The organism is Streptomyces hydrogenans (assembly GCF_014656075.1).
Lineage (GTDB): Bacteria > Actinomycetota > Actinomycetes > Streptomycetales > Streptomycetaceae > Streptomyces > Streptomyces hydrogenans.
In genome coordinates this window covers 22,233-48,675 of the sequence record NZ_BNBS01000063.1, presented here as the reverse complement: position 1 = coordinate 48,675, position 26,443 = coordinate 22,233, and the positions used below count along the sequence as shown (strand labels likewise).

The following is a 26,443-nucleotide window of genomic DNA, read 5'->3' as shown; positions in this document are numbered from 1 at the left end:
GTGACGGTGGTCTGCCTGCCGCAGGGCGGCTGCGCGGGGACGGTGCGGCGGGGCACGGCGCCGGTGCGGCTGCTGCACCGCGCGGGGGTGCGGCTCGGGGCGGGCAGCGACGCGCTGCGGGACGCGGCGAACCCGGTGGGCCGCGGGGACCCGCTGGAGGCGGCCTTCCTGCTGGCCTCGCTGGAGGGCCTGGATCCGGCGGAGGCGTACGGGGCGGTGAGCGCCCGGGCGCGGGAGGCGATGGGCCTGCCGGAGGTGCGGGTGGAGGCGGGCTTCCCGGCGGAGCTGCTGGCGGTGCGGGGCGCGGGGCTCGCGGGCGTGCTGTCGCTGGCGTACAGCCGGATCGTGGTGCACCGGGGGCGGGTGGTGGCGCGGACGAGCGCGGTGCGGGAGTACTGCGACTCGGCGGCGGCGCTGGACCTGCCGCGCCAGGCCGGCCGGCCGGACCCGGGAGGCCCGGCGGCCCGCTGAGTCGTACGGTCGGGGTATGCGCATCGTCATCGCTGGAGGACACGGTCGGATCGCCCTGCGCCTGGAGCGGCTGCTCTCGGCGGGCGGACACGAGGCGGTCGGGCTGATCCGCCGCCCGGAGCAGGCGGAGGACCTGCGTGCGGCGGGCGCGGAGCCCGTCGTGCTGGATCTGGAGGCGGCGTCCGTGGAGGAGGTCGCGGAGGTCCTGCGGGGCGCGGACGCGGCCGTCTTCGCGGCGGGCGCGGGCCCGGACAGCGGGGCCGCCCGCAAGGACACGGTGGACCGCGGGGCGGCGGTCCTGTTCGCGGACGCGGCGGAACGGGCGGGGGTGCGCCGCTTCCTCGTCGTGTCCTCGATGGGCGCGGACTCGCGGCACGCGGGCGACGAGGTCTTCGACGTCTACCTGCGGGCGAAGGGCGCCGCGGACGACGCGGTCCGGTCCCGTCCGGGCCTGGAGTGGACGATCCTGCGCCCCGGCATGCTCACCGACGACGCCGGCACGGGCCTGGTCCGCCTGGAGGCCCGCACGGGCCGCGGCCCGGTCCCCCGGGACGACGTGGCGGCGGTCCTCGCCGAGCTGGTGGACTCCCCCGGCACGGCCGGCCTGACCCTGGAACTGGTCGGCGGCGGGACCCCGGTGATGGTCGCGGTGAAGGACGTGGCCGGCAACTGACCCCCGGACACGCAGAAGGCCCCCGGTGCAAGCACCGGGGGCCTTCATCACGTGGCGACGCCAGGATTCGAACCTGGGTAGGCTAAGCCGACGGATTTACAGTCCGCTCCCATTGGCCACTCGGGCACATCGCCATGGGTTGTCGCCTCGGTTCCCCGCTTTTCGGCGGTGTTCCCTGGCAACGACGTAAACAATACCTGATCCCGGGGGGTGGTTCGCCACCCGGTTGATCAGCGGTTCGGGCGCCGGGTCACCCCCTAGGCTTTGGGGGTACCCCACAGCATCCGAGCAAGGAGCCACGAGTCATGGCCGACTCCAGTTTCGACATCGTCTCCAAGGTCGAGCGGCAGGAGGTCGACAACGCCCTCAACCAGGCCGTGAAGGAGATCTCCCAGCGCTACGACTTCAAGGGAACCAACGCCTCGATCTCCTGGTCGGGCGAGAAGATCCTGATGCAGGCGAACGGCGAGGAGCGCGTGATGGCGATCCTCGACATCTTCCAGACCAAGCTGATCAAGCGGGGCATCTCGCTCAAGTCGCTGGACGTCGAGGGCGAGCCGCAGCTGTCCGGCAAGGAGTACAAGCTCTTCGCGTCGGTCACCGAGGGCATCTCGCAGGAGAACGCGAAGAAGGTCGCGAAGACGATCCGCGACGAGGGCCCGAAGGGCGTCAAGGCGCAGGTGCAGGGCGACGAGCTGCGGGTCAGCTCGAAGAGCCGTGACGACCTGCAGGCGGTGCAGGCGCTGCTCAAGGGCAAGGACTTCGACTTCGCGATCCAGTTCGTGAACTACCGCTGACCCTGCCGGGTCCGCGCAGGGTCGTGTCCGAAAGCCGCCGGTCCCCGGGCGGCGGGGCTCGCACACTGGAGTCATGGACGACATCACCGTGTACGCGTACGCCGACGGCCCCCTGGGCGAGATGCTGCTGACCGGGCGGCTCTCCGCGGGGGGCCGCGCCGTGCTGCGGTCGCTCTCGCTGCCGGAGCAGAAGGGGGCCGTCGTGGTCGGCGACGGGTGGGTGCGCGACCAGGGGGCCTTCGACGGGGTGGTCCGGCAGCTGGCGGAGTACTTCGGCGGGCGGCGGGAGCGGTTCGACGTGGAGCTGGACGCGGGCGCCGGGACGGAGTTCCAGCGGCGGGTCTGGGCGGCCCTGGAGGAGATCCCGTACGGGACGACCGTCAGCTACGGCGAGATCGGGCGGCGGGTCGGGACCGGCGGGGCCGGGGTGCGGGCGGTGGGGACGGCGATCGGGCGCAATCCGCTGCTCGTGGTGCGGCCCTGTCACCGGGTGATCGGCGCGGACGGGAGCCTGCGCGGGTACGCGGCCGGGCCGGCGCGCAAGCGGTCGCTGCTCGGCCTGGAGGGAGCCCTCGCGTGACCGAGGGGCTGTTCCCGCGCGAGCGGGCCGTGGTGGCGCCCGGCGCGGTGCACGTGCCGGGGTGGCTGACGGCCGCCCGGCAGCGGGAACTGGTGGCGGCCTGCCGGGAGTTCGGGCGCGGACCGCTGACGTACCGGCAGACCGTGCTGCCCGGCGGGGGCGTGATGTCGGTGCGGTCGCTGTGTCTGGGACGGCAGTGGGTGCCGTACCGCTATCTCGACTCCGTCGCCGTCGGACTGCCGGACTGGCTCGCCGCGTTGGGCCGGGAGGCGGTGGCCGAGGCGTACGGGGCGGACGGCGGCTTCGCGCCCGACACGGCGCTGGTGAACTTCTACGGGGACGGCGCCCGGATGGGCATGCACCAGGACAGGGAGGAGCGGTCCGGGGCGCCCGTGGTGTCGCTGAGCCTCGGCGACCGCTGCGTCTTCCGGCTGGGCAACTCCGCGGGGCGGGGGCGGCCCTGGACCGACGTGGAGCTCGCCTCCGGGGACCTGTTCGTCTTCGGCGGGGAGTCGCGGTGGGTGTACCACGGGGTGCCGAGGGTGTTTGCTGGGACCGCCGATCCGTCGCTCGGCCTGACCGGGCGGCTCAACATCACTCTGCGGGAGACAGGTCGCTCGTGACTGCCCGGTTGCGTCGTTCCCTCGGCGTCTTCGACGCCGTCGTCATCGGGTTGGGCGCCATGGTCGGCGCCGGGATCTTCGTGGCCCTCGGGCCGGCCACCGGTGCTGCCGGGACCTCGGCGGGGCTGCTGACGGCGCTGGGGATCGCCGCTGTGGTGGCGTACTGCAACGCGATGGCCTCGGCCCGGCTCGCCGCCCTGTACCCGGAGTCCGGCGGCACCTACGTGTACGGTCGCGAACGCCTGGGTCCCTTCTGGGGGTACCTGGCGGGGTGGGCCTTCACGGTGGGCAAGACGGCCTCCTGCGCGGCGATGGCGCTGACCGTCGGCACCTATCTGTGGCCGGAGCGGGCGCACGCGGTGGCGGTGGCCGCCGTGGTGGCCCTGACTGCCGTGAACTACCGGGGCGTACAGAAGTCCGCGCTGCTGGCGCGGGTGATCGTGGCGGGGGTCCTGGCGGTGCTCGCGGCCGTCGTCGCCGCCTCCTTCGCGGGTGCCCCCGGGGGACGGTCCGTGCTCGCCGGGGAGGTGTCCCCCGGCGGGGTGCTCCAGGCCGCGGGTTTGCTCTTCTTCGCGTTCGCGGGGTACGCGCGGATCGCCACGCTCGGCGAGGAGGTGCGCGATCCGGCGCGGACGATCCCCCGGGCGGTGCCGCTCGCGCTGGGCCTCGCGCTCGGGGTGTACGCGCTGGTCGCGGTGGCGGTCCTCGTCACGCTGGGGCCGCTCGCGCTCGCCCACTCCCCCGCGCCGCTCGCGGACGCCGTGCGGGCGGCGGACGCCTCCTGGCTGGTGCCGGTGGTGACCGTCGGCGCGGCGGTCGCGGCGCTGGGCTCGCTGCTCTCGCTGATCCTCGGGGTGTCCCGTACGACGCTGGCGATGGCCCGGGACGGGTACCTGCCCGGGGCCCTGGCCGTCGTGCACCCGCGGTTCGGGGTGCCGCACCGGGCCGAGCTGGCGGTGGGCGCGGTGGTGGCCGTGGCGGCGGCGACGGCGGACGTGCGGGGCGCGATCGGCTTCTCGTCCTTCGGCGTCCTCGCCTACTACGGGATCGCGAACGCCTCGGCGTGGACGCTGGGCCCGCGTCACCGGGCCCTGGCGGTGCTCGGGCTGGCCGGATGCGCGACGCTCGCGGCGGCGCTGCCGCTGGGATCGGTGCTGGCCGGCGCGGGGGTGCTGGCGGCGGGCGTGGTGGCGTACGCGGTCAGTCGAGGACGACCCGGACGCCCGCGGCCCTGAGGCCGTCGACCCATTCGCGGAAGGTGGCGGGGCGCGGGACGGCGAGGAGCGGGGTGACGCCGAGGCAGGCGCGGGCGACGGCGGCGTGGTGCCAGACCAGGGTGCAGCCGGACAGCTCCTCGCCGAGGGCGTGCGGGGTGGCGGAGGGGTAGGCCAGGCCGGGGCCGTGGACGGCCTCGGTGAGGGCGCAGACGAGGGCGTCCTCGTCGGTGATCCCCCGGCCGTCGAGGGTGTACGTGGTGCCGGGGACGGGTTCCGGCAGGTCGTACGAGCGGAGGGCCGCCTCGCGGCGCCACACCGTGCGGGCGGCGCCGGTGAAGCGGCGCCAGGTGCCGGGTTCGGCGGGTGTCCGGTGGTCGTGGAAGAGGTCCCAGACCTCGCGGGTCCGCGGCGGGACGAGGCCGGAGCGGGGGAAGGCGACGGTGAGGTCCAGCAGGCCGTGGTGGTCCCGGGCGGTGTCCCAGCCGGTGACGCGGCCGGCCGCGCCCTCGTGCTGGAGGTTCCCGCTGCGGCGGAGGACCTGGTAGCGGACCTCGTCGAAGCCCTCGGCGCCGGCGGCGAGGGCGTCGCGGAGGGTGCCGCGCGGGGAGCAGCCGAGGAAGGTGACCTCGGTGCGGGGCGGGTCCGTGCCGGGGAGCGGGATGAGGTGGGCGCAGGGGACGGCGTCGGTGGCGCCGTGGTGGCGGCGCGGTGGCCCCGCCGCCTCGATCGTGACGACGTCGCCGCGGGCGCCGAGGACGCGGACGGCCTCGAAGCGCCAGGTTCCGTCGGGGGTCTCGACGTCGAGGGTGCCGAGCGGGGCGGTGCCCTCGACGATGGCCTGGGTGACGGCCCGGGCCAGCCCCCCGCGCGGTTCGCAGCCGCGGAGTTCGTGCCGGGCGCGGGGGCGGGGGGCGGGGTCGCCGTAGAGGCCGTCGACGTCGTGGCAGAGGGCCAGGACGTGACGGCCGGAGAGCAGGGCGTAGCGCGGGTTCTGCACGGCGGTGGTCAGAAGCCCTGGCGGCCGTACGTCTGCGAGGAGTACGTCTGGCCGCCGTAGGCCTGGTCGGTGGGGACGATGTCCTTGCCGAGGGGGAGCAGCGAGACGGGGATGAGCTTGAAGTTCGCGAGGCCGAGCGGGATGCCGATGATCGTGATGCAGAGGGCGACGCCGGTGACGATGTGGCCGATGGCGAGCCACCAGCCCGCGAGGATCAGCCAGAGGACGTTGCCGACGCAGGAGGCGGCGCCGGCGCCGGGCTTGTCGACGACGGTGCGGCCGAAGGGCCAGAGGGCGTAGAGGCCGATGCGGAAGGCGGCCAGGCCGAAGGGGATGCCGATGATCGTGATGCAGAGCAGCACTCCGGCGAGGAGGTAGCCGAGGAACAGCCAGAAGCCGGAGAGCACGAGCCATATGACGTTGAGAACGGTCTTCACGGGCGGCGACCTGCCATCTCTTCGAGCCGGGCGATCCGCTCGGCCATGGGCGGGTGGGTCGAGAACATCTTGGAGAGTCCCTTACCCGGGCGGAAGGGGTTCGCGATCATCATGTGGCTCGCGGTCTCGATCCGCGGCTCGGGGGGCAGTGGGAGCTGCTTGGTGCCGGCTTCGAGTTTCCTGAGGGCGCTCGCGAGGGCGAGCGGGTCGCCGGTGAGCTGGGCTCCGGAGGCGTCGGCCTCGTACTCGCGGGAGCGGGAGATGGCGAGCTGGATGATGGAGGCGGCGATCGGGCCGAGGATCAGGACCATCAGGTAGCCGAGGAGGCCGGGGCCGTCGTCGTCGCTGGAGCGGCCGACGGGGATGAGCCAGGCGAAGTTGACCAGGAACATCACGACGGAGGCGAGCGCGCCGGCGACCGAGGAGATGAGGATGTCCCGGTTGTAGACGTGGCTGAGTTCGTGGCCGATGACGCCGCGGAGCTCGCGCTCGTCGAGGATCGCGAGGATGCCCTCGGTGCAGCAGACGGCCGCGTTGCGCGGGTTGCGGCCGGTGGCGAAGGCGTTGGGCGCCTGGGTCGGCGAGATGTAGAGGCGCGGCATCGGCTGGCGGGCCTGGGTGGAGAGCTCCCGGACCATCCGGTACAGGGCGGGGGCCTCGAATTCGCTGACGGGTCGGGCCCGCATGGCCCGCAGGGCGAGCTTGTCGCTGTTCCAGTACGCGTACGCGTTGGTGCCGATCGCGACGACGAGTCCGACGATCAGGCCCGTACGGCCGAAGAAGCTGCCGATGACGATGATGAGGGCGGAGAGCCCTCCGAGGAGTACGGCGGTCCTCAGCCCGTTGTGCCGGCGGTGCACGGTACGCCCTCCAAGTGGTGCGGCAGGGGAACCCTTTGCTTGGTGGTCCACGCGTCCCAGTGGACCCTCACGTACTGGTCAACGCCAGGCGAGAGGCTGCGGTTCCCCCGGCCGCACCGGGAGCGTGTTGAGCCGTTCGGGTGATTCCCGGCCGGGTCAGCGGGCGGCGGGGACGGAGAGCTTCTCCAGGTCGGCGGCGATCGGCTCGACCTCGCTGGTGCAGTGGGCGCAGCGGGAGGCGATGGCCGGGATCTCGGTGAAGCAGCGGGGGCAGTCGCGCTTCTCGGCCTTGGGGTCGGCGGCCTCCTCCTTCGCGAACCGCGCCTGGACCTTGGCGAGCGGGGCGACGATCAGGAAGTAGAGGACGGCGGCGGTGATGAGGAACGCGATGGTGGCGGAGATCGCCAGGCCGTAGGGGAAGACGGTCTTGCCGACGTGGAACTGCGCGTCGTTGAAGTTGCCCACGGAGCCGGTGGCGAGCCCGATGAGCGGGGTGATGAACGCCTTGCTGAAACCGGTGACGACGGCGGTGAACGCGGTGCCGACGGCCAGTCCGATGGCCATCGAGATGACGTTCCCGCGAAGTATGAAGTCCTTGAATCCGTTCAGCACGGGGTGTTGCTCCTAGGTCACGTGGGGGGGTCAGAACAGTGCGGTCGTCGCGAAGCGGAGGGCGAACTGCGGGTAGCCCGACAGGACGGCTCCGGCCGCGGCGGTCAGCACGATCGCCAGGGTGACGGGCGCGGGGGCCCGGCGCGGCTCGGTGGCGATCGCGTCCTGGGGCGTGCGGAACAGCAGGGCCGTCCACCGCAGGTAGTACGCGAGGCCGATGACGACGTTGACGCCCATGACCACGGCCAGCCAGCCGAGGCCCGCGTCGACGGCCGACGAGAACACGGTCACCTTGGCGAAGAGGCCGATGATACCCGGGGGCAAACCGGCCAGATTCAGGAGGAAGAAGGCGAGCGCGAGGGCGGCGGCGGGGCTGGCGGCGTAGAGCCCGGCGTGGTCGGCGATCCGCTTGCCCGGGTGGGTGCGGGCGACGAGGGCGACGACCGCGAAGGCGCCGAGGTTCACGACGGCGTACATGAGGGCGTACGCGACGGTGGCGCCGACCTGCTCGTCGCTGGAGTACGCGGCGGCTCCTATCGGCACCAGGAGGTAGCCGGCCTGGGCGACGGAGGACCAGGCGAGCAGCCGGACCGCGCTGCCGGGGCGGGCGGGGTCCTGGCGGAGGGCGGCGACGTTGCCCGCGGTCATGGTGAGGGCGGCGAGGACGGCGAGGGCGGGGCCCCAGACGTCGGCGTACGGGGGGAAGGCGACGACCGTCACCAGGATGAGGCCGGTGAAGCCGACGGCCTTGCCGACGACCGACAGGTAGGCGGCGACGGGCAGCGGCGCGCCGGTGTAGGTGTCGGGGACCCAGAAGTGGAAGGGGACGGCGGCGAGCTTGAAGGCGAAGCCGACGAGGGTGAGGGCCACGCCGGCCTCGGCGAGGGTCTGGAGCTGGCGGGGGACCTCGTCGAGCCGGGCGGCGATCTCCGTGAGGTGGAGGGTGCCGGTGGCGGCGTAGACGAAGCTCACGCCGAGGAGGGTGACGGCGGTGGCGGTCACCGAGGAGAGGAAGAACTTGAGGGCGGCCTCGCTGGAGCGGCGGTCGCCGCGCTTGAGGCCGACGAGCGCGAAGGCGGGCAGCGAGGCGACCTCCAGGGCGACCACCAGGGTGGCGAGGTCGCGGGAGGCGGGCAGCAGGGCGGCTCCGGCGGCGGAGGACAGCAGCAGGAACCAGTACTCGCCGGCCGGGAGCTTCTCGCGGGTGGCGGGCAGCGAGAGCAGGGCGGTGAGCAGGGCGCCGCCGAGCACGAGGAGCTGGATGACCAGGGTGAAGTGGTCGGCGGTGTAGCTGCACGCGGCGGTCTGGGCGGCGCTGTCGGTCTGGGCGGCGGGGGTGAGGCAGAAGGTGGCGCGGTCGCCGGCGCGCAGCGGCAGGAGCAGGACGAGGGCGGCGGCGAGGCCGGCGACCGAGACCCAGCCGAGGAACTGCTTGCGCGCGGCGGGCACGAACAGGTCGGCGACGAGGACGCCGAGGGCGACCAGGGCGGTGAGGGTCGGGGGCGCGATCGTCGCCCAGTCGACGGACTGGACGAGCGAGGTGGTGGCCGACATCACTGGGTGCCTCCCGCGAGGAGCTGCTGGACGGCCGGGTCGGTGAGGCCGAGGAGGACCGCGGGCCAGAGTCCGGCGAGGACGGTGAGGGCGACGAGCGGGGTCCAGGCGGCCAGCTCGTACGGCTGGACGTCGGCGAGCTCCGGTTCGCCGGCCGGGCGGGGGCCGCCCATGCAGACGCGGCGGACCACCATCAGCAGGTACGCGGCGGTCAGCAGGGTGCCGAGGCCGCCGAGGGCCATGAAGACGAGGTACGCGGCCCGGTTCAGCCCCTCGGCCGGGTCGAAGGCGGCGAAGAGGGCGAGCATCTCGCCCCAGAAGCCGGCCAGCCCGGGCAGGCCGAGGGAGGCGACGGCGGCGAAGGCGAGGAGGGCGCCGAGGCGGGGGGCGCGGCCGTAGAGGGCGGCGCCGGTGGCCCCGGCGAGGGTGTCGAGGTCGGCGGTGCCGTAGCGGTCCTTCAGGGCGCCGACGAGGAAGAAGAGCAGGCCGGTGATGAGGCCGTGGGCGATGTTGGCGAAGAGCGCGCCGTTGACGCCGGTGGGGGTCAGGGTGGCGATGCCGAGGAGGACGAAGCCCATGTGGCCGACGGAGGAGTACGCGATCAGCCGCTTGAGGTCGCCCTTGGCGCCGGGCCGCGCGAGCGCGAGGCAGGCCAGCGAGCCGTAGACGATGCCGGCGGCGGCGAAGGCGGCCAGGTAGGGGGCGAGGGTGTGCATGCCCTCGGGGGCGATGGGCAGCGCGATGCGGACGAAGCCGTACGTGCCCATCTTGAGGAGGACGCCGGCGAGGAGGACCGAGCCGACCGTGGGGGCGGCGGTGTGGGCGTCCGGCAGCCAGGAGTGCAGGGGCCACATCGGGGTCTTCACGGCGAGCCCGAGGCCGATCGCGAGGACGGCGGTGACCTGCACCGACGTGGTCAGTCCGCGGCCGTTGTCGGTGGCGAGCGCGACCATGTCGAAGGTGCCGGCCTTTATCCCGATGAGGAGCAGGCCGAGCAGCATGACCACGGAGCCGAGCAGCGTGTAGAGGATGAACTTCCCGGCGGCGGCCCGGCGGCCCCCGCCGCCCCAGCGGGCGATGAGGAAGTACATCGGGACCAGGACCATCTCGAAGGCGAGGAAGAAGAGGACCAGGTCGAGGACGGCGAAGGTGGCGAGGGTGCCGGCCTCCAGGACGAGCAGCAGCGCGACGAACGCCTTGGGGGACGGGCCCTGCGGCATCTTGAAGTAGGAGTACAGCGCGCAGAGGAAGGTCAGCAGCGCGGTCAGCACCAGGAGGGGCAGGGAGATGCCGTCGACGCCGAGGTGGATCCGCACGTCGAGCGCCTTGATCCAGCTGATGTCGGTGGTGGCCTGCATCCGCGACGGGTGGTCGTGGTCGAAGCCCGCGGCGAGGGCGATCGCCGCGAGGAGGATCACGCCGGTGACGGTGACGCCGTGGCGGAGGACCGCCTGGTCGGGCGACTTCCCCTTCAGTCCGGGCGGGGCGGGCAGGAGCGCGGCGGCGGCGCCGAGGAGCGGCGCCACGACGACGAACGCGAGGAGGAACTGCATCACGGATTCGCTGATATCGATCACGGCTCACGCTCCGGCGAAGGCGTTGGCGAGGGCGACGGCGGCGATCGCCAGGACGACGGAGCCGGCGAGCAGGGCGCTGAGGTAGGTCTGCACGTTGCCGGTCTGGGCGCGGCGGACGAGCCACCCGAGGCCCTTGGCGGTGCCGGCGGCGCCGCGCACGTAGGTGTCGACGACCTCGCGGTCCAGGAAGCGGACCAGGGAGGCGGCGCCGAGCACGGGGCGGACGAACGCCTTGGCGTAGAGGGCGTCCAGGCGGAAGCCGTCGGCGGCGGGGCCGTGCAGCGGGCCGAGGAGGGCGCGGCCGGGGTCGGCCGGGTCCTCGGCGGGGTGCGGCAGGTGCAGCGCCTCGGCCTCCACCAGGCCCGCTTCGGCGTCGGGGTGGGCGACGTGCGGGGGCGTCACGGCGGGTACGGCCCGGGCGGCGAGCGTGCGCCAGACGGCGTAGGTGACGGCGCCGCCGGCGACGGCGAGGCCGGTGCCGAGGACGGCGGTGGTGAGCGTCGGGGTGAGGGCCTCGCCGTCGAACCAGTCGTCCAGGTAGGCGGCGCCGAGGCCGAAGCCGAGCGACGGGATCGCGAGGACCCACAGGACGGAGGTCATGGCGATCGGCTGGCGACCGTGGTCGGGTGCCTGCGGGCCGCGGCCGCGGAAGGCGCGCAGCCAGAGGCGGAGCGCGTACGCGGCGGTGAGGAGGGCGGTCAGCAGGCCCGCGACGAGGACGGTCCAGCCGGCCCCGGCGGGGATGCCGGTCCGCTCGCCGAGCGCGGTGTGCTCGGCGGCGACCAGGACGGCCTCCTTGGAGAAGAAGCCGGCGAAGGGCGGGATCGCGGCGAGCGCGAGGAGGGCGACGGTCATCGTCCAGTACGCGTCGGGGATCCGCTTCGCCAGGCCGCCCGTCCGGGACATGGCGGTGAGCGAGTTGGTGCCGGCGGCGTGGATGACCGCGCCGGCGGCGAGGAAGAGCAGCGCCTTGAAGGCGGCGTGCGACAGCAGGTGGAAGACGGCGGCGCCCCGGTCGCCGACGGCGAGCGCGCCCGCCATGTAGCCGAGCTGGCCGATGGTCGAGTAGGCGAGGACCCGCTTGATGTCGTCCTGGGCGAGCGCGGCGAGCGCCGAGCCGACCATGGTGATCGCGGCCATCACGGCGAGCACGGTCATCGCGGCGGCGGAGGCGGCGAAGACCGGCAGCAGCCGGGCGACGAAGTAGATGCCGGCGGCGACCATGGTGGCCGCGTGGATGAGCGCCGATACCGGCGTCGGGCCGGCCATGGCGTCGGGGAGCCAGGTGTGCAGCGGGAACTGCGCGGACTTCCCGGCGACGCCGGCGAGGAGCAGCAGCGCCACCAGGGTGGGGTGGTCGAGGCCGCCGCTCGCGACGGTGGAGAGGATGCCGTCGATGCGGAAGGTGCCGGCGTCGGTGGCGAGCGCGAAGAGCCCGAAGAGGAAGGGGACGTCGCCGAGCTTGGTGACGAGGAACGCCTTCAGGGAGGCGGAGCGCGCCTCGGGGGTCTCCCAGTAGTGCCCGACGAGGAAGTACGAGCAGATGCCCATGATCTCCCAGCCGACCAGGAGCACCATCAGGTCGCCGGAGTAGACGACGAGGAGCATCGCGGCGGTGAAGAGGGAGACGAGCGCCGCGTACGAGGCGTAGCGGGGGTCCTCGCGGAGGTAGCCGGTCGAGTAGATCTGCACGCAGCTCGCGACCACGCCGACGAGGACGGCGACGAGGGCGGCGAAGCCGTCGATGTGGAGGCCCAGGGTGATCGGGACGGAGCCGGTGGGCGTGAGCTGGGTGCTCGCCTCGATCACCGTGTTCCCGCCCTGCCGGACGGCGACGAGGACGGCGAGGACGGCGGCGGCGAGCGTCGGGAGGACGGCGAGCGGCCGGACGAAGCCGGGCGCGGCGCGGCCGACGGCGAGACCGGCGGCGGCGCCGAGGAAGGGCAGGACGGGGACGAGGACGGCGAGGGTCGTGGTGGTCACGCGGCGGCCTCGGCCTTCTCGTCGGTGCTTTCCGGGGTCGCGCCGGACTCGGCGGGCTCCGCCGTGTCGCGGAGGCGGTCGACGTCGGAGGTGCCGCGGTTGCGGTACACCATCAGGACGATCGCGAGGCCGATGCCGATCTCGGCGGCCGCGATGGCGATGGTGAAGAGGGTGAGGGCCTGGCCGGCGTGGAGGGCGTCGCGGAGCCAGACGTCGAAGGCGACCAGGTTGAGGTTGACGGCGTTGAGCATCAGCTCGACCGACATCAGGACCAGGATCGCGTTGCGGCGGGCGAGGACGCCGTACAGGCCGACGCAGAAGAGGAGCGCGGCGAGGACGGCGGGGTAGGCGAGGTGCATCAGTCCCGCTCTCCTTCCGGCTTCTTGCGGGACAGGACGATGGCGCCGACCAGGGCGGCGAGCAGCAGCACGGAGAGCGCCTCGAAGGGCAGCACCCAGTGCCGGAAGAGCGTCTCGCCGGTCACGTCGGTGGAGCCCTGCGCGGGCCCGTCCAGCTCGATCCAGGTCTTGCGGAAGGCGTCCCAGACCACCCAGACGAGCGCCGCGGCGGCGGCCGCGGCGACGGCGAGGGCGACCGGCCGGTTGCCGGAGTCGGCGTCCGGGGAGCGGCCGATCGGTGCCTTGGTGAGCATCAGTCCGAAGAGGAGCAGGACGACGACCGAGCCGACGTAGATCAGGACCTGGACCCAGGCGATGAACTCGGCGGTCAGCAGGAGGTACTCGACGGCGAGGCCGCCGAGCGCGACCACGAGCCAGAGCGCGGCGTGCACGAGCTGCTTCGTGGTGACGGAGACGACGGCGGCGCCGAGGGTGACGAGGCCGACCAGGAGGAAGGCGATCTCGACGCCGGTGGGCGAGAGGAAGCCGGGGTGGGTCGGCGGGGCGGCGAGGATCACTGCGGGCCCTCCTGCTGCTGGGCCGCGGCCTCGGCGGCGGCCTGGGCGGCGGCGGCCTTCTCGGCGGCCTTGTGGGCGGCGGCGATCTCCTTGGGCTCCTCGGCCCTCGGGTCGAGCGCGGGCGGCTCGGGGACGGTCCACATCCACTCGCGGAGCTTGTCCCGCTCGTGGGTGAGCTCCAGGATGTCGGTCTCGGCGTACTCGAACTCCGGCGACCAGAAGAGGGCGTCGAAGGGGCACACCTCGATGCAGATCCCGCAGTACATGCAGAGGGAGAAGTCGATGGCGAAGCGGTCGAGGACGTTCCGGCTGCGCTCGCGGCCGCCGGGGGCGGCGGCCGGGACCGTCTCCTTGTGGGAGTCGATGTAGATGCACCAGTCGGGGCACTCGCGGGCGCACAGCATGCAGACCGTGCAGTTCTCCTCGAACAGCGCGATCACCCCGCGCGAGCGGGGCGGCAGCTCGGGCTGCGCGTCCGGGTACTGCGCGGTCACCGACCTGCGGGTCATCGTGCGGAGGGTGACGGCGAGGCCCTTGGCGAGGCCGGAGCCGGGGATCTTCGGGGACATTTAGCTGATCGCCACCTTCACGATGCCGGTGAGCGCGATCTGCGCGAGGGCGAGCGGGACGAGGGTCGTCCAGGCGAGCTTCTGGAGCTGGTCCTCGCGCAGGCGCGGGTAGCTCACCCGCAGCCAGATGACGACGAAGGCCAGGACGGCGGTCTTGAGCAGGGTCCACAGCCAGCCGAGGCCGTCGTCGCCCCAGGGGCCGTGCCAGCCGCCGAGGAAGAGGACGGTGGTGAGGCCGCAGAGGACGACGATGCCGGCGTACTCGGCGAGCAGGAAGAGCGCGAAGCGGAGGCCGGTGTACTCGGTGTACGCGCCGAAGATGATCTCCGAGTCGGCGACCGGCATGTCGAACGGCGGGCGCTGGAGCTCGGCGAGGCCCGCGACGAAGAAGACGAGCGCGCCGACGATCTGCCACGGCACCCACCACCACTCGAAGGCGTCGAGGACGCCGGTGAGGGAGACGGTGCCGGCGGCCATCGCGACGGACGCGGCGGCGAGCAGCATCGGCAGCTCGTACGCGAGCAGCTGGGCGGCCGTGCGCAGGCCGCCGAGCAGGGAGAACTTGTTGGCGGACGCCCAGCCGGCCATCAGGCTGCCGAGCACGCCGACGCCCATGACGGCGAGCGCGAAGAAGATGCCGGCGTCGACGACCGCGCCGACGGAGCCCGGTGCGACCGGGATCGCGACGAGGACGAGCAGGTACGGGAGGAGGGCGACGGCCGGCGCGAGCTGGAAGACCCGCCGGTCGGCGTCCTTCGGGACGACGTCCTCCTTCTGCGCGAACTTCACCCCGTCCGCGACGAGCTGGGCCCAGCCGTGGAAGCCACCGGCGTACATGGGTCCGAGGCGGCCCTGCATGTGGGCCATGACCTTGTGCTCGGTCTGCCCGACGACGAGCGGCAGCACGAGGAACGCGACGAAGACCAGCAGCAGCCGGACGGCGACGTCGAGTGCGTCGTTCACGCGGGATCGCCTCCGGCGGGGTCGGGGTGGGTGTCGTTGCGGTCGGCTTCGGCAGGGGGCTTGCCGTCGGCTTCGGTGGCGGGCTCGCCGTCGGCTTCGGCGGAAGGCTCGCCGTCGGTGGCGGGCCGGCCGTCATCGGCGGCCGTGCTTTCGCCTGCGGCGGGCTTCGGCTCGGGGGCGGGCTCGCCTGCGGCGGGCTTCGCCTCCGGGGCCGGCTCGCCTGCCGCGGACTTTGCGTCCGGTGCGGGCTCGTCCTTCGGTGCGGGCTCGCCTGGCGCGGGCTTCGTGTCGGGGGCGGGCTCGTCCTTCGGGGCGGGCTCGCCTGCCGCGGGCTCGTCCTTCGGTGGCTCGTCGAAGGCGGGGCGGGCGTGGTGCCAGGGGGCGTCGGAGCTGCGGGTGCGCGGGGGCGGCGAGGCGGCGGCCGGGGTGTCCCCGGTCGGCTCGGCCCCCTCCGGCGTCGCCGGCCGCTCCGGCTGCTGGCTCGCCGAGCCCTGGCTCGCGCTGCGCGTGCGGCGCGGGGCGGCCGGGGCCGCCTGGCTCGCCGAGCCCTCCGACGCGGAGCGCGTACGGCGGGGGGCCGGGGCGGCACCCGCGTCGGGTGCGGCCGGGGACTCCGGGGGCGGCTGGGTCGCCGAGCCGTCCGAGGCGGAGCGCGTGCGGCGGGTCGGGGGTTCCGTGGTCGGCTGGTTCGCCGAGCCCTCCGTGGTGGTGCGGGTGCGGCGGGGGCGGTCGGCGGCGGCGCCTCGGGCGGGGCGTTCGGGGGCCGGGGGGAGCTGGCCCTTGAGGGGGCCCCACTCGTTGGGGTCGGGGACGCCGGGCGGGAGCATCTGGCGGCGCTTGGGGCCGCCGTCGTGGGACTCGCCCGGCTCCTTCGCGCCCGGCCACGCCTTCGCCACGCGGGCGGCGAGGACGAAGTCCTTGCGGAGGGGGTGGCCCTCGAAGTTCTCGGGGAGGAGGAGGGGCGTGAGGTTCGGGTGGCCCTCGAAGACCACGCCGAACATCTCGTGGGTCTCGCGCTCGTGCCAGGCCGCGCCCGCGTAGACGCCGATCGCCGTGGGCAGCGACGGGGCGTCGTGCGGGACGGTGGTGCGGAGCAGGAGGCGGCGGGGGGCGCCGTCGCCGACGGCGACGACGTGGGCGCAGACCCGGAAGCCGGTGCCCGGCTCGTCCACCGCGCTCAGCCAGTCGAAGTAGGTGCAGCCCAGCTCGTCCCGGGCGGTCCGCAGCGCGTCGAGCCAGTCCGTGACGGGGACGTCGACGGTCAGCAGGTCGTACGCCCGCTCCGCCGCCGACTCGTCGCCGAACAGGTCCGTCACGGCTTCGGGAAGGGAGTCGTAGCGGTTCATCGGTCGTCGCCTCCCGGCGGCGGGGTGACCAGCGGGCTGGTGAGCTGGGACACCGAGGCCGGTGCCGTCGCGCCGTACCGCTCGGCGAGGTTCTCGCGGGCGATCTTCTCCTGGAGCTTGAGGATGCCCTGGAGGAGCGCCTCGGGGCGGGGCGGGCAGCCGGGGACGTACACGTCGACGGGGATGATCTGGTCGACGCCCTTGGTGACCGAGTACGAGTCCCAGTAGGGGCCGCCGCAGTTCGAGCAGGCGCCGAAGGAGATCACGTACTTCGGCTCGGGCATCTGCTCGTAGAGCCGCTTCACCGCCGGGGCCATCTTGTCCGTCACCGTGCCGGAGACGATCATCAGGTCGGCCTGGCGCGGGCCGGGCGCGAAGGGGATCACGCCGAGCCGGATGAAGTCGTGCCGGGCCATGGACGCGGCGATGAACTCGATCGCGCAGCAGGCGAGGCCGAAGTTGAAGACCCAGAGGCTGTAGCGGCGGCCCCAGTTCAGGACCACCTTCATGGGCTCGGGGGCGAGCCGGGAGAGCGTGCCCAGCTTGGGCGCGGGCAGGGGCACGGCGCTCCCCGCGGGTGTTACGTCCATGCCAGGACGCCCTTCTTGTACGCGTAGAGCAGTCCGACGGCCAGGAAGCCGAGGAAGACGAACATCTCGACGAGGGTGGTGGCGCCGTAGCCGGGCGCGGCGAAGACCGTCGCCCACGGGAAGAGGAAGATCGAGTCGACGGCGAAGATGACGTAGAGGAAGGCGTAGACGTAGTAGCGGACCTGGGTGTGGGCCCAGCCCTCCCCCACGGGGTCGACGCCGCACTCGTAGGTGAGGAGTTTCTCCGGGGTCGGCACGACGGGCCGCAGCAGCCGGCCGGCGCCGAAGGCGACCGCGACGAAGAGCACGCCGATCACGGCGAGCAGCCCGACGACGGAGTACGTATCGAAATAGTCCGCCGCGACTACGGTCGGTTCCCGCACGTCGGCCGCCCCTCTCGGTCCCTCGGCATTTTCACCGACGCGAGTCTAGGCCCTGCTAAAAGGAGCGTAAGCAGGTGCGGGTGGGGTTATCCCCCCGGGCCGACACCCACTCCCCCCATGGCCCCGGGCGGGCGGGGGACGGCAGGCTGGGGGCATGACCGCTGATCACCCGAGCACTCCCTCCCCGGCCGACACCGCGTCCGCCGCGTCCGCCGCGCCCGGGCGCGCCCCCGGCCGCGCGCCCGCCCGGCAGCGGACCGCGTACGGGAAGGAGACCTGGAAGGAGATCTCCTTCCTCCTCCTCAACCTGCCCGCCTCCCTCGTGGGCTTCGTCTACTCCGTCACCACGGTGCTCGTCGGGATCGCCCTGTCGGTCACCGTGATCGGCCTGCCGCTGCTCGCGGCCGGGCTGGCGGGGGCGCGCGGGATCGGGCGCTCGGCGCGGGCGCGGGCGATGCGGCTGCTCGACGCGGACGAGGCGGAGCCGGCGCCGCTGCCCCGCGCCGCCGTGACGCTGCCGTGGCTGTGGGCGCGGCTGAAGGACCCGGTGGCGTGGCGGAGCCAGCTGTACGGGCTGATCCGGCTGCCGTGGGGGGTCTTCACCTTCTCCGTGACGCTGGTGTCGCTGGTGGCGCTGTGGCCGGTGCTGCCGTTCCTCGCGCGGGGGCTGGCGGCGGCGGACCGGGGCATGGTGCGGGGGCTGCTCTCGCCCTCGGACGAGCTGGAGCGGCGGATCGCCGAGCTGGAGTCGGACCGGGGCGTGGTCGTGGACACGGCGGCGGCGGACCTGCGGCGGATCGAGCGGGACCTGCACGACGGGGCGCAGGCGCGGCTGGTGGCGCTGGCGATGGGGCTCGGGCTGGCCAAGGAGAAGCTGCACGAGGACCCGGAGGCGGCTGCGGAGATGGTCGCGGAGGCGCACGGCGAGGTGAAGCTGGCCCTCCAGGAGCTGCGGGACCTGGCGCGGGGCATCCACCCGGCGGTGCTGACCGACCGGGGGCTGGGGGCGGCGCTGTCGTCGCTGGCGGGGCGGTGCACGGTGCCGGCGACGGTGGCGGTGGAGCTGCCGCAGCGGCCGGCGGAGGCGATCGAGGGGATCGCGTACTTCACGGTCTCGGAGCTGCTGCAGAACGTGTCGAAGCACGCCCGGGCGCGGTCGGCCTCGGTGGAGGTGTGGCGGGCGGACGACCGGCTGCTGCTCCAGGTACGCGACGACGGGCGGGGCGGTGCGCGCTTCGACGGCGGCACCGGCCTGGCCGGGCTGGCGGAACGTCTCGGCGCGGTGGACGGCCTGCTGGTCGTGGACTCCCCCGAGGGCGGCCCGACGGTGATCACGGCGGAGCTGCCGTGGCGGGCCCGGCAGGGCTGAGACGCCCGGTACGGGGGCGGGGCCGCGGGGGCGGGCCTCCGAGTGCGGGCCTCCCGGGGCGGACCCTCGGGCCGGCCCCCCGGAGGCAAGGTCTCCGAGCCGGACCCCCGAGGCCGGACCTCCCAGGCCCGGCATCCGAGGCCGACCTCCGAGGTCGGCTCCCCAAGCGATCTCCGAGGCCGGGCCTCCCGGCCCGGTAGGGATAACCCCCCTCGGGAGACGCCGACCCGCCTCATGGTGGCGAGGGGGTCCCGGACGGAACCCTGGAGTCGTACCCGGGAAAACCCCCAGAGAGCCAGAGAGAAGGACGTCCGATGGATTCGCCCCTCGTCCCCGCCGCGCTTCGGGCCCCCTTCCAGGCACGGACCTGGAAGGCATTCCTCTTCACGCTGGTGGGTCTGCCGCTGAGCGTGCTGTGGTTCTCGCTGGCGGTCTCGCTGACCTCGGCGGGGGTGGGGCTGCTGATCACCTTCCTCGGGATCCCGGTGCTGGCCGCCTCGCTGGCCGTCTGCCGGGGGCTGGGCGCGGTGGAGCGGGCCCGGGTGCGGGGGCTGCTCGGGGCGGACGTGGCGGCGCCGGAGCCGGTGCGGGGCCGGACGGGCGGGGCGTTCTCGTGGATGGCGGCGATGCTGCGGTCCGGGGCCTCGTGGCGGCACCTGCTGTACGCGCTGGTGCACTTCCCGTGGGCGGTGTTCTCGTTCTCCGTGTCGCTGGTCTTCTTCACGTGGGGCTGGGCCCTGTTCACCTACCCGGTGTGGCGGTGGGTCTTCCCCGCCTACCTGGGCCAGGACGGGATCCAGCTGTACGGCGACGAGACCCACGCCCTGTACCTGGACTCGCCCTTCGAGGTGGGCGTGGCCTGCCTGGTCGGGCTGCTGTTCGTGCTGGCGTGGCCGCCGGTGGTGCGCGGGCTGACGGCGGTGGACCGCGTGCTGGTGGCGGGACTGCTGGGCCCGGGGCGGCTGGCGGAGCGGGTGACCGAGCTGGAGTCGGACCGGGGCGCGGTCGTGGACACGGCGGCGGCGGACCTGCGGCGGATCGAGCGGGACCTGCACGACGGGCCGCAGGCGCGGCTGGCGTCGCTGGCGATGGACCTGGGGCTGGCGCGGGAGACCCTGGCCAGCGACCCGAAGGCGGCGGCGGTGCTGGTGGACGAGGCGCACGGCGAGGTGAAGCTGGCGCTGAAGGAGCTGCGGGACCTGGCGCGGGGCATCCATCCGGCGGTGCTGACCGACCGGGGCCTGGACGCGGCGCTGTCGTCGGTGGCGGCCCGCTGCGCGGTGCCGGTGGCGGTGACGGTGGACCTGCCGGGCCGGCCGGTGGCGGCGATCGAGGGCCTGGCCTACTTCACGGTCACGGAGCTGCTCCAGAACGTGACGCGGCACGCGCGGGCCCGGCGGGCCTCGGTGGACGTGTGGCGTTCGGAGGAGCGGCTGATGCTCCAGGTGCGGGACGACGGCGTGGGCGGCGCGGACCCGGCGCGCGGGCAGGGTCTGGCCGGGCTCGCGGAGCGGCTGCGGTCGGTGGACGGCGTGCTGGCGGTGGACTCGCCGGCGGGCGGGCCGACGACGGTGACGGCCGAGCTGCCCTGGCGGGCCTGAGGCGTCCCGTGTCCCCGGCGGGGGCTTTCCTGCGATGCTGATCACGCGGCGCCGACCGGGCCGCGTGATCGGCACGACAGGGACATGGGGGCGGCGGACGTGGGCGTGGCAGAGGTGGCGGACCGGGTGCGGGTGGTGATCGCCGAGGACTCGGTGCTGTTGCGCGAGGGGCTGACGCGGCTGCTCACGGACCGTGGGCACGAGGTCGTCGCGGGTGTCGGCGACGGCGAGGCGCTGGTGAAGACGGTGGCGGAGCTCGCGGAGGCGGGGGCGCTGCCGGACGTGGTGGTGGCCGACGTGCGGATGCCGCCGACCCACACGGACGAGGGGGTGCGGGCGGCGGTGCGGCTGCGCGCGGAGTATCCGGACCTCGGGGTGCTGGTGCTGTCGCAGTACGTGGAGGAGCAGTACGCCACCGAGCTGCTGGCCGGGTCGACGCGGGGCGTGGGCTATCTGCTGAAGGACCGGGTCGCGGAGGTGCGCGAGTTCACCGAGGCGGTGGTGCGGGTGGCCGGGGGCGGTACGGCCCTGGACCCGGAGGTGGTCCAGCAGCTGCTCGGCCGGAGCCGGCAGCAGGACGTGCTGGCCCATCTGACGCCGCGCGAGCGGGAGGTCCTCGGTCTGATGGCCGAGGGGCGGACGAATTCGGCCATCGCGAAGCAGCTGGTGGTGAGCGACGGCGCGGTGGAGAAGCACATCGGCAACATCTTCCTGAAGCTGGGCCTGTCACCGAGCGAGGGCGACCACCGCCGGGTGCTCGCGGTGCTGACGTACCTCAGGTCCTGAGCCGTTTTCCCCGTACGGAAGCCTTGATCTTCTGACACTCTGTCAGATACGGGCCCGGACGCCTGGACGGCACCTGGACCGGCCCTGGACGCCCCGGGAGGAGCCTGGGGTGGTCCTAGGACGGAAGAACGAGGCGGAATACGGCGTTCCGGAGCAATCCGGGTAGGCGCAGAACAGGACAATGCACAACGAAAGGGCGTCTCAAACAGAGGCCCATCATGCGAGAAGTCCCGGGAAGGCCCACCCCACCGTCGTAGGGTGGGCCGAGAGTCCCGCTTGCCGCTAGGGAGGTCCAGTAAGTGACCAGCCAGGTCAGTAGCGAGGCCGGCGAGGCCCTGCTCGGGGAGCAGCGCAGCGCCCCGGCGGAGGCCCGGAACGGCGCCGAGAAGGAAGTCCGACGGCTGGACCGGGTGATCATCCGGTTCGCGGGGGACTCCGGTGACGGCATGCAGCTCACGGGTGACCGTTTCACCTCGGAGACGGCGTCCTTCGGGAACGACCTGTCCACGCTGCCGAACTTCCCGGCCGAGATCCGCGCCCCCGCAGGGACCCTGCCCGGCGTCTCGTCCTTCCAGCTCCACTTCGCCGACCACGACATCCTGACCCCCGGCGACGCGCCGAACGTGCTGGTCGCGATGAACCCGGCCGCCCTCAAGGCGAACATCGCGGACGTGCCGCGCGGCGGCGAGATCATCGTGAACACCGACGAGTTCGCCAAGCGGGCCATGGCCAAGGTCGGGTACGCGCAGAGTCCGCTGGAGGACGGCTCGCTGGACGGCTACCGCGTCCACCCGGTGCCGCTGACGACGCTGACCATCGAGGCGCTCAAGGAGTTCGGCCTGTCCAGGAAGGAGGCCGAGCGCAGCAAGAACATGTTCGCGCTCGGACTGCTGTCCTGGATGTACCACCGGCCGACCGAGGGCACGGAAGCCTTCCTGCGGTCCAAGTTCGCGAAGAAGCCGCAGATCGCCGAGGCGAACGTGGCCGCCTTCCGGGCCGGCTGGAACTTCGGCGAGACCACCGAGGACTTCGCCGTCTCCTACGAGGTCGCCCCCGCGACCCGCGCCTTCCCCACCGGCACCTACCGCAACATCTCCGGGAACCTGGCCCTCTCCTACGGCCTCATCGCCGCGGCGAAGCAGGCGGAGCTGCCGCTCTACCTGGGCTCGTACCCGATCACCCCGGCCTCGGACATCCTGCACGAGCTCAGCCGGCACAAGAACTTCGGCGTCCGGACCTTCCAGGCGGAGGACGAGATCGCCGGCATCGGCGCCGCGCTCGGCGCCGCCTTCGGCGGCTCGCTGGCCGTGACGACCACCTCCGGCCCCGGCGTGGCCCTCAAGTCCGAGACCATCGGCCTCGCGGTCTCCCTGGAACTGCCGCTCCTGATCGTCGACATCCAGCGCGGCGGCCCGTCCACCGGCCTGCCGACCAAGACCGAGCAGGCCGACCTCCTCCAGGCCATGTACGGGCGCAACGGCGAGGCGCCGGTCCCCGTCGTCGCCCCGAAGACCCCGGCCGACTGCTTCGACGCGGCCCTGGAGGCCGCCCGGATCGCGCTCGCCTACCGCACCCCCGTCTTCCTGCTCTCCGACGGCTACCTCGCCAACGGCTCCGAGCCCTGGCGGATCCCCGAGGTCGCGGACCTGCCCGACCTGCGCACCCCCTTCGCGACCGGCCCGAACCACACCCAGGCCGACGGCACCGAGGTCTTCTGGCCCTACAAGCGCGACCCGGAGACCCTGGCCCGCCCCTGGGCCGTCCCCGGCACGCCCGGCCTGGAGCACCGCATCGGCGGCATCGAGAAGCAGGACGGCACGGGCAACATCTCCTACGACCCCGCCAACCACGAGTTCATGGTCCGCACCCGGCAGGCCAAGATCGACGGCATCGACGTCCCCGACATCGAGACGGACGACCCGGACGGCGCCCGGACCCTGGTCCTCGGCTGGGGCTCCACCTACGGCCCCATCACCGCCGCCGTACGCCGCATCCGCCGCGAGGGCGGCCACATCGCGCAGGCCCACCTGCGCCACCTCAACCCCTTCCCGAAGAACCTCGGCGAGGTCCTGAAGCGGTACGAGAAGGTCGTGATCCCCGAGATGAACCTCGGCCAGCTCGCCACCCTCGTCCGGGCCGAGTTCCTCGTCGACGCCCGCAGCCACACCCAGGTCAACGGCATGCCGTTCAAGGCCGAGCAGCTCGCCGCCGCCCTCAAGGAGGCCATCGATGCCTGAGACCTCTGAGCCCCTGCTCCACCTGGTGCCCAAGGCCCAGGCCCAGCAGACCATGAAGGACTTCAAGTCCGACCAGGAGGTCCGCTGGTGCCCCGGCTGCGGCGACTACGCCGTCCTCGCCGCCGTCCAGGGCTTCATGCCCGAGCTGGGCCTGGCGAAGGAGAACATCGTCTTCGTCTCCGGCATCGGCTGCTCGTCCCGCTTCCCGTACTACATGAACACCTACGGGATGCACTCCATCCACGGCCGCGCCCCGGCCATCGCCACCGGCCTGGCGACCTCCCGCCGCGACCTGTCCGTCTGGGTCGTCACCGGCGACGGCGACGCGCTCTCCATCGGCGGCAACCACCTGATCCACGCGCTGCGCCGCAACGTGAACCTCAAGATCCTGCTCTTCAACAACCGGATCTACGGCCTCACCAAGGGCCAGTACTCCCCCACCTCCGAGGTCGGCAAGATCACCAAGTCGACCCCGATGGGCTCCCTCGACGCACCCTTCAACCCGGTCTCCCTCGCGATCGGCGCCGAGGCCACCTTCGTCGCCCGCACGGTCGACTCCGACCGCAAGCACCTCACCGAGGTGCTGCGCCAGGCCGCCGACCACAACGGCACCGCGCTGGTGGAGATCTACCAGAACTGCAACATCTTCAACGACGGCGCCTTCGAGGTCCTCAAGGACAAGGACCAGGCCCAGGAGGCCGTCATCCGCCTCGAACACGGGCAGCCGATCCGCTTTGGCGCCGACCTCGGCAAGGGCGTCGTCCGCGACCCCGCCACCGGCGACCTGGAGGTCGTCGAGGTCACCCCGGAGAACGAGTCCCGGATCCTCGTCCACGACGCGCACGCCGCCTCCCCGACGACCGCCTTCGCCCTCTCCCGCCTCGCCGACCCCGACACCCTCCACCGGACCCCCATCGGCGTCCTCCGCTCGGTCGAACGCCCGGTCTACGACACCCTGATGGCCGACCAGCTCGACCGCGCCGTCGCCCAGCAGGGCGAGGGCGACCTGGCCGGCCTCCTCTCGGGCAACGACACCTGGACGGTGGTGGGCTGACCGGCCACCGGACCTGACGGAACGCCGAGGGGCGCGGCCGCGGTGGTCGTGCCCCTCAGGGCTTCCGGGAGGCCTCGCGGCGCTCCTTCTCCTTCCGGTTGACCTCCAGGGAGCGTCCGAGGCAGCGCGGGACGCCCTTCTCGACCCGGTACGCGAACACCTCGTCGATGAAGCGGTAGCTGCGCGCGGAGCCGAAGGCGTAGCTCTTCACGGCCCCGGTGTACGCACGCTCCGCGAAGCGGTGGGCGACCCCGTCGCGCTGGACGGCGAGCCCGTCCTCCAGCAGGTCCCCGACGGCCCCGGCGAAGGCGTGGACGGTGTCGTACGCCTCGACCGCGTACCGCTCGACGGGGCTCGCGGCGGGCACTCCCCAGCGCTTCCGGTAGGCGGCGGCGAAGGCCCTGGCGGTCGGGATCACGTCCGGGTCGGCGTAGCTGGTGCCGAAGTACCAGCCCTCGGCCGCGGAGCCGGCGGTGGCGAGGAACTCCCGCTCCAGGACGGGTTCGATCCCGCCGCACAGACCGTCGAAGCCCTCCCGGGCGAGCGCCCGGGCGCAGAGCCCGGCTCGGCGCGGCGACGCCCCCGCGTAGAGGACGGCGCCGACGCCGTCGGCGACGAGGGGCCGGACGGCGGCGGCGAAGTCCTCGCTGTCCGTGGCGACCGGTCGGCGGACGACGGTGGCGTACGCGGCGAGGGTGCTCTCGGCGTCGTTGCTCATGTGCCAGGAGAACCGGCCGGCGGCCCGGTCCTCGACGACCGCGAACCGCTTGATGTCGCGGGCGAGGGCCGCGGTCGAGAAGGCGAGCTGGAGCGTGGTGCCCACCGGCCGGGCCTCGAAGTAGCAGCCGGTCAGCAGGGTCTGGGAGAGCTGCCCCTGGTCGAGGCCGGTGGCGACGGCCGTGTAGAGGAGCCCGGTGCGCTGGTGGACCGGGACGGCGGCGAGGACCACCTCCTGGGTCGTGGGGCCGAGGACGGCGACGACGGAGCGGTCGGCGCCGAGCGCTTCGGCGGCGGCGACGGCCCGGCGCGGGTCGCCCGCGTCGTCGCGGACCCGCACGGCGAGGTCGAAGGGGCGGTCGGGGCGGGCGTTGAACTGCTCGACGGCGAGCCGGGCGCCCCGTTCCTGGGCGCGGCCGTCGGCCTTGCGGGGCCCGCTGAGGTCGGTCTGGACGCCGATCGTGTACGTGGCGAGGGCCCGGGTACCGGTGCCGGGGCCGGTGCCGGTGGGGCGGGTGGCGAGCCAGGCGGTGAGGCCGCCGGCGCCGGCGACGAGGGCGGCCGAGCCGCCGATGATCAGACGCCGCCGGGAGGGCCCGCGCGGAGGGTCGGCGGACACCAGGGCCGTCGGCTCGGGAACGGGCAGGTCGAGGACGCGGGCGGAGCGTTCGGCGATGAGGGAGGGCAGGCCGGGCGGCAGGAGTTCCCCGGCCTGGCCCCCGGTGCCGCCGAGCGCGTCGCGCACGGCCCCGGCGGTGGGCCGGGCGGCCGGGTCCTTGGCGAGACAGGAAGCCACCAGGGGCCTCAAGGAGGCGGGGACGGAGTCGAGTTCCGGCTCCTCGTGCACGGTGCGGTAGACCACGGCGGCGACCGTGCCCGTGCCGAAGGGGCGTTCGCCGGTGAGGACGTAGGAGAGGACGCAGCCCAGGGCGAACACGTCGGCGGGCGGGCCCACTTCGCCCGCCCCGGCGGCGCGGGCCTGTTCGGGGGCGAGGAAGCCGGGCGTGCCGATCATGGCGTCGGTGGCGGTGAGCGCGGTGGCACCGGCGGTGCGGGCGATGCCGAAGTCGATGAGCCGGGGCCCGTCGAGGGCGAGGAGGACGTTGGCGGGCTTGACGTCCCGGTGGACGAGCCCGGCCGCGTGGAGGTCGGCGAGGGCGTCGGCGAGCCGGGCGCCGAAGGCCCGGACGGCCGGTTCGGGCAGGGGGCCGGACAGGGCGACGGCCTCGGCGAGCGAGGGGCCGGGGACGTACTCGGTGGCGAGCCAGGGTTCGCGGGCCTCCGGGTCGGCGCCGAGGACGCGGACCACCCACCGGCCGGTGATCCGTTCCGCGGTGCGGGCCTCGCGGCGGAAGCGCTCGCGGAAGGCGGGGTCGGCGGCGTGCTCGGCGCGGATCAGCTTGACCGCGGCGAGCCCGCCGCCGGGGGTGCGGGCGAGGTAGACGACGCCCATGCCGCCGGAGCCGAGCCGGCCGAGCAGGCGGTGGCCGGCGATCGTGGAGGGGTCGGACCGGTGGAGCGGGCGCACGGA

25 protein-coding genes, 1 tRNA gene and 1 pseudogene are annotated in these 26,443 nt (G+C 73.8%); 11 read left to right on the top strand and 16 right to left on the bottom strand.

Annotation, left to right across the window (positions count from 1 at the left end; genetic code table 11):
• Both IE321_RS24720 and IE321_RS24715 read left to right on the top strand, forming a co-directional pair.
• Window positions 1-471: pseudogene (locus IE321_RS24720) on the top strand (hydrolase); the annotation flags it as partial.
• A 16-nt stretch (window positions 472-487) separates the two neighbouring features.
• Window positions 488-1,144: an SDR family oxidoreductase gene (locus IE321_RS24715; protein WP_043228850.1), complete on the top strand. Its 657-nt coding sequence runs from the start codon at window positions 488-490 to the stop codon at window positions 1,142-1,144.
• Window positions 1,145-1,196: 52 nt separating this feature from the next.
• Here IE321_RS24715 and IE321_RS24710 read toward each other — a convergent pair.
• Window positions 1,197-1,278 (bottom strand) — tRNA-Tyr (locus tag IE321_RS24710).
• Between the two features lie 171 nt (window positions 1,279-1,449).
• On the opposite strand from IE321_RS24710, the gene IE321_RS24705 reads away from it, so the two are divergent.
• The 4 genes from IE321_RS24705 to IE321_RS24690 all read left to right on the top strand — a co-directional run bounded on the left by IE321_RS24705 (window position 1,450) and on the right by IE321_RS24690 (window position 4,379).
• Entirely contained in the window at window positions 1,450-1,941 is a 492-nt protein-coding gene (locus IE321_RS24705; protein WP_043228851.1) for a YajQ family cyclic di-GMP-binding protein, read from the top strand.
• Window positions 1,942-2,014: 73 nt separating this feature from the next.
• Window positions 2,015-2,521: a methylated-DNA--[protein]-cysteine S-methyltransferase gene (locus IE321_RS24700; RefSeq protein ID WP_190224560.1), complete on the top strand. Its 507-nt coding sequence runs from the start codon at window positions 2,015-2,017 to the stop codon at window positions 2,519-2,521.
• Window positions 2,518-3,144 carry an alpha-ketoglutarate-dependent dioxygenase AlkB family protein gene (locus IE321_RS24695; RefSeq protein ID WP_190224559.1) on the top strand — a complete coding sequence of 209 codons (627 nt, stop codon included), beginning with the start codon at window positions 2,518-2,520 and terminating at the stop codon, window positions 3,142-3,144. Before IE321_RS24700 ends, IE321_RS24695 begins: the two co-directional genes overlap by 4 nt.
• Window positions 3,141-4,379 carry an APC family permease gene (locus tag IE321_RS24690; RefSeq protein ID WP_190224558.1) on the top strand — a complete coding sequence of 413 codons (1,239 nt, stop codon included), beginning with the start codon at window positions 3,141-3,143 and terminating at the stop codon, window positions 4,377-4,379. Before IE321_RS24695 ends, IE321_RS24690 begins: the two co-directional genes overlap by 4 nt.
• Here the strand turns inward: IE321_RS24690 and IE321_RS24685 are convergent.
• From IE321_RS24685 to IE321_RS24620, 14 genes are all read right to left on the bottom strand, one after another.
• The gene (locus tag IE321_RS24685) at window positions 4,345-5,358 is read right to left on the bottom strand and encodes a barstar family protein (protein WP_190224557.1); all 1,014 of its coding nucleotides are present in this window, start codon (window positions 5,356-5,358) and stop codon (window positions 4,345-4,347) included. The two genes, IE321_RS24690 and IE321_RS24685, sit on opposite strands and share 35 nt — an antisense overlap.
• Before the next feature lie 8 nt (window positions 5,359-5,366).
• Window positions 5,367-5,795: a YccF domain-containing protein gene (locus IE321_RS24680; protein ID WP_043228859.1), complete on the bottom strand. Its 429-nt coding sequence runs from the start codon at window positions 5,793-5,795 to the stop codon at window positions 5,367-5,369.
• A complete protein-coding gene (gene htpX / locus IE321_RS24675; RefSeq protein ID WP_043228860.1) occupies window positions 5,792-6,655 on the bottom strand; it encodes a zinc metalloprotease HtpX in 864 nt (287 codons plus the stop codon). The genes IE321_RS24680 and htpX overlap by 4 nt, the downstream gene beginning before the upstream one ends.
• Window positions 6,656-6,811: 156 nt before the next feature.
• Window positions 6,812-7,267, bottom strand: coding sequence for a large conductance mechanosensitive channel protein MscL (gene mscL, locus IE321_RS24670; protein WP_043228861.1), 456 nt, complete (start codon window positions 7,265-7,267; stop codon window positions 6,812-6,814).
• 30 nt (window positions 7,268-7,297) lie between these two features.
• On the bottom strand, window positions 7,298-8,821 hold the full coding sequence (locus tag IE321_RS24665; RefSeq protein ID WP_190224556.1) for an NADH-quinone oxidoreductase subunit N: 1,524 nt from the start codon (window positions 8,819-8,821) through the stop codon (window positions 7,298-7,300).
• Entirely contained in the window at window positions 8,821-10,374 is a 1,554-nt protein-coding gene (locus IE321_RS24660) for a complex I subunit 4 family protein (RefSeq protein ID WP_043228864.1), read from the bottom strand. The genes IE321_RS24665 and IE321_RS24660 overlap by 1 nt, the downstream gene beginning before the upstream one ends.
• A 27-nt stretch (window positions 10,375-10,401) precedes the next feature.
• Window positions 10,402-12,381, bottom strand: a complete 1,980-nt coding sequence (locus IE321_RS24655; protein WP_043228866.1) for an NADH-quinone oxidoreductase subunit 5 family protein — start codon at window positions 12,379-12,381, stop codon at window positions 10,402-10,404.
• Window positions 12,378-12,740 carry an NADH-quinone oxidoreductase subunit NuoK gene (nuoK, locus tag IE321_RS24650; protein ID WP_190224555.1) on the bottom strand — a complete coding sequence of 121 codons (363 nt, stop codon included), beginning with the start codon at window positions 12,738-12,740 and terminating at the stop codon, window positions 12,378-12,380. Before nuoK ends, IE321_RS24655 begins: the two co-directional genes overlap by 4 nt.
• On the bottom strand, window positions 12,740-13,297 hold the full coding sequence (locus IE321_RS24645; protein WP_043228870.1) for an NADH-quinone oxidoreductase subunit J family protein: 558 nt from the start codon (window positions 13,295-13,297) through the stop codon (window positions 12,740-12,742). Before IE321_RS24645 ends, nuoK begins: the two co-directional genes overlap by 1 nt.
• Window positions 13,294-13,866 carry a NuoI/complex I 23 kDa subunit family protein gene (locus IE321_RS24640; protein ID WP_043228872.1) on the bottom strand — a complete coding sequence of 191 codons (573 nt, stop codon included), beginning with the start codon at window positions 13,864-13,866 and terminating at the stop codon, window positions 13,294-13,296. Before IE321_RS24640 ends, IE321_RS24645 begins: the two co-directional genes overlap by 4 nt.
• A complete protein-coding gene (locus IE321_RS24635) occupies window positions 13,867-14,829 on the bottom strand; it encodes a complex I subunit 1/NuoH family protein (protein WP_190224554.1) in 963 nt (320 codons plus the stop codon). It abuts the gene before it with no gap.
• The gene (locus IE321_RS24630) at window positions 14,826-16,175 is read right to left on the bottom strand and encodes an NADH-quinone oxidoreductase subunit C (protein WP_190224553.1); all 1,350 of its coding nucleotides are present in this window, start codon (window positions 16,173-16,175) and stop codon (window positions 14,826-14,828) included. Before IE321_RS24630 ends, IE321_RS24635 begins: the two co-directional genes overlap by 4 nt.
• Window positions 16,172-16,765 (bottom strand): NADH-quinone oxidoreductase subunit B, encoded by a 594-nt coding sequence (locus tag IE321_RS24625; RefSeq protein ID WP_190224552.1) that lies wholly within the window; start codon window positions 16,763-16,765, stop codon window positions 16,172-16,174. The genes IE321_RS24630 and IE321_RS24625 overlap by 4 nt, the downstream gene beginning before the upstream one ends.
• The gene (locus tag IE321_RS24620) at window positions 16,756-17,148 is read right to left on the bottom strand and encodes an NADH-quinone oxidoreductase subunit A (protein ID WP_043227720.1); all 393 of its coding nucleotides are present in this window, start codon (window positions 17,146-17,148) and stop codon (window positions 16,756-16,758) included. The genes IE321_RS24625 and IE321_RS24620 overlap by 10 nt, the downstream gene beginning before the upstream one ends.
• Window positions 17,149-17,302: 154 nt before the next feature.
• Between IE321_RS24620 and IE321_RS24615 the strand changes: the two genes are divergently transcribed.
• The 5 genes from IE321_RS24615 (at window position 17,303) to IE321_RS24595 (ending at window position 24,195) form a co-directional block, all read left to right on the top strand.
• The gene (locus tag IE321_RS24615) at window positions 17,303-18,517 is read left to right on the top strand and encodes a sensor histidine kinase (protein ID WP_190224551.1); all 1,215 of its coding nucleotides are present in this window, start codon (window positions 17,303-17,305) and stop codon (window positions 18,515-18,517) included.
• A gap of 314 nt (window positions 18,518-18,831) precedes the next feature.
• The gene (locus IE321_RS24610; protein ID WP_190224550.1) at window positions 18,832-20,118 is read left to right on the top strand and encodes a sensor histidine kinase; all 1,287 of its coding nucleotides are present in this window, start codon (window positions 18,832-18,834) and stop codon (window positions 20,116-20,118) included.
• Between the two features lie 126 nt (window positions 20,119-20,244).
• Window positions 20,245-20,904: a response regulator transcription factor gene (locus IE321_RS24605; RefSeq protein ID WP_043227818.1), complete on the top strand. Its 660-nt coding sequence runs from the start codon at window positions 20,245-20,247 to the stop codon at window positions 20,902-20,904.
• A 299-nt stretch (window positions 20,905-21,203) separates the two neighbouring features.
• Window positions 21,204-23,141, top strand: a complete 1,938-nt coding sequence (locus IE321_RS24600; protein WP_043227725.1) for a 2-oxoacid:acceptor oxidoreductase subunit alpha — start codon at window positions 21,204-21,206, stop codon at window positions 23,139-23,141.
• On the top strand, window positions 23,134-24,195 hold the full coding sequence (locus IE321_RS24595; protein ID WP_190224549.1) for a 2-oxoacid:ferredoxin oxidoreductase subunit beta: 1,062 nt from the start codon (window positions 23,134-23,136) through the stop codon (window positions 24,193-24,195). Before IE321_RS24600 ends, IE321_RS24595 begins: the two co-directional genes overlap by 8 nt.
• Window positions 24,196-24,250: 55 nt before the next feature.
• Here IE321_RS24595 and IE321_RS24590 read toward each other — a convergent pair whose 3' ends face one another.
• Entirely contained in the window at window positions 24,251-26,440 is a 2,190-nt protein-coding gene (locus tag IE321_RS24590) for a bifunctional serine/threonine-protein kinase/ABC transporter substrate-binding protein (RefSeq protein WP_190224548.1), read from the bottom strand.
• Window positions 26,441-26,443: the final 3 nt, after the last annotated feature.

Coding starts and splice junctions, on each gene's coding strand:
- IE321_RS24715 (WP_043228850.1), top strand. CDS start 488: ATGCGCATCGTCATCGCTGGAGGACACGGTCGGATCGCCCTGCGCCTG.
- IE321_RS24705 (WP_043228851.1), top strand. CDS start 1,450: ATGGCCGACTCCAGTTTCGACATCGTCTCCAAGGTCGAGCGGCAGGAG.
- IE321_RS24700 (WP_190224560.1), top strand. CDS start 2,015: ATGGACGACATCACCGTGTACGCGTACGCCGACGGCCCCCTGGGCGAG.
- IE321_RS24665 (WP_190224556.1), bottom strand. CDS start 8,821: ATGTCGGCCACCACCTCGCTCGTCCAGTCCGTCGACTGGGCGACGATC.
- IE321_RS24660 (WP_043228864.1), bottom strand. CDS start 10,374: ATGCAGTTCCTCCTCGCGTTCGTCGTCGTGGCGCCGCTCCTCGGCGCC.
- nuoK (WP_190224555.1), bottom strand. CDS start 12,740: ATGCACCTCGCCTACCCCGCCGTCCTCGCCGCGCTCCTCTTCTGCGTC.
- IE321_RS24640 (WP_043228872.1), bottom strand. CDS start 13,866: ATGTCCCCGAAGATCCCCGGCTCCGGCCTCGCCAAGGGCCTCGCCGTC.
- IE321_RS24630 (WP_190224553.1), bottom strand. CDS start 16,175: ATGAACCGCTACGACTCCCTTCCCGAAGCCGTGACGGACCTGTTCGGC.
- IE321_RS24625 (WP_190224552.1), bottom strand. CDS start 16,765: ATGGACGTAACACCCGCGGGGAGCGCCGTGCCCCTGCCCGCGCCCAAG.
- IE321_RS24615 (WP_190224551.1), top strand. CDS start 17,303: ATGACCGCTGATCACCCGAGCACTCCCTCCCCGGCCGACACCGCGTCC.
- IE321_RS24610 (WP_190224550.1), top strand. CDS start 18,832: ATGGATTCGCCCCTCGTCCCCGCCGCGCTTCGGGCCCCCTTCCAGGCA.
- IE321_RS24595 (WP_190224549.1), top strand. CDS start 23,134: ATGCCTGAGACCTCTGAGCCCCTGCTCCACCTGGTGCCCAAGGCCCAG.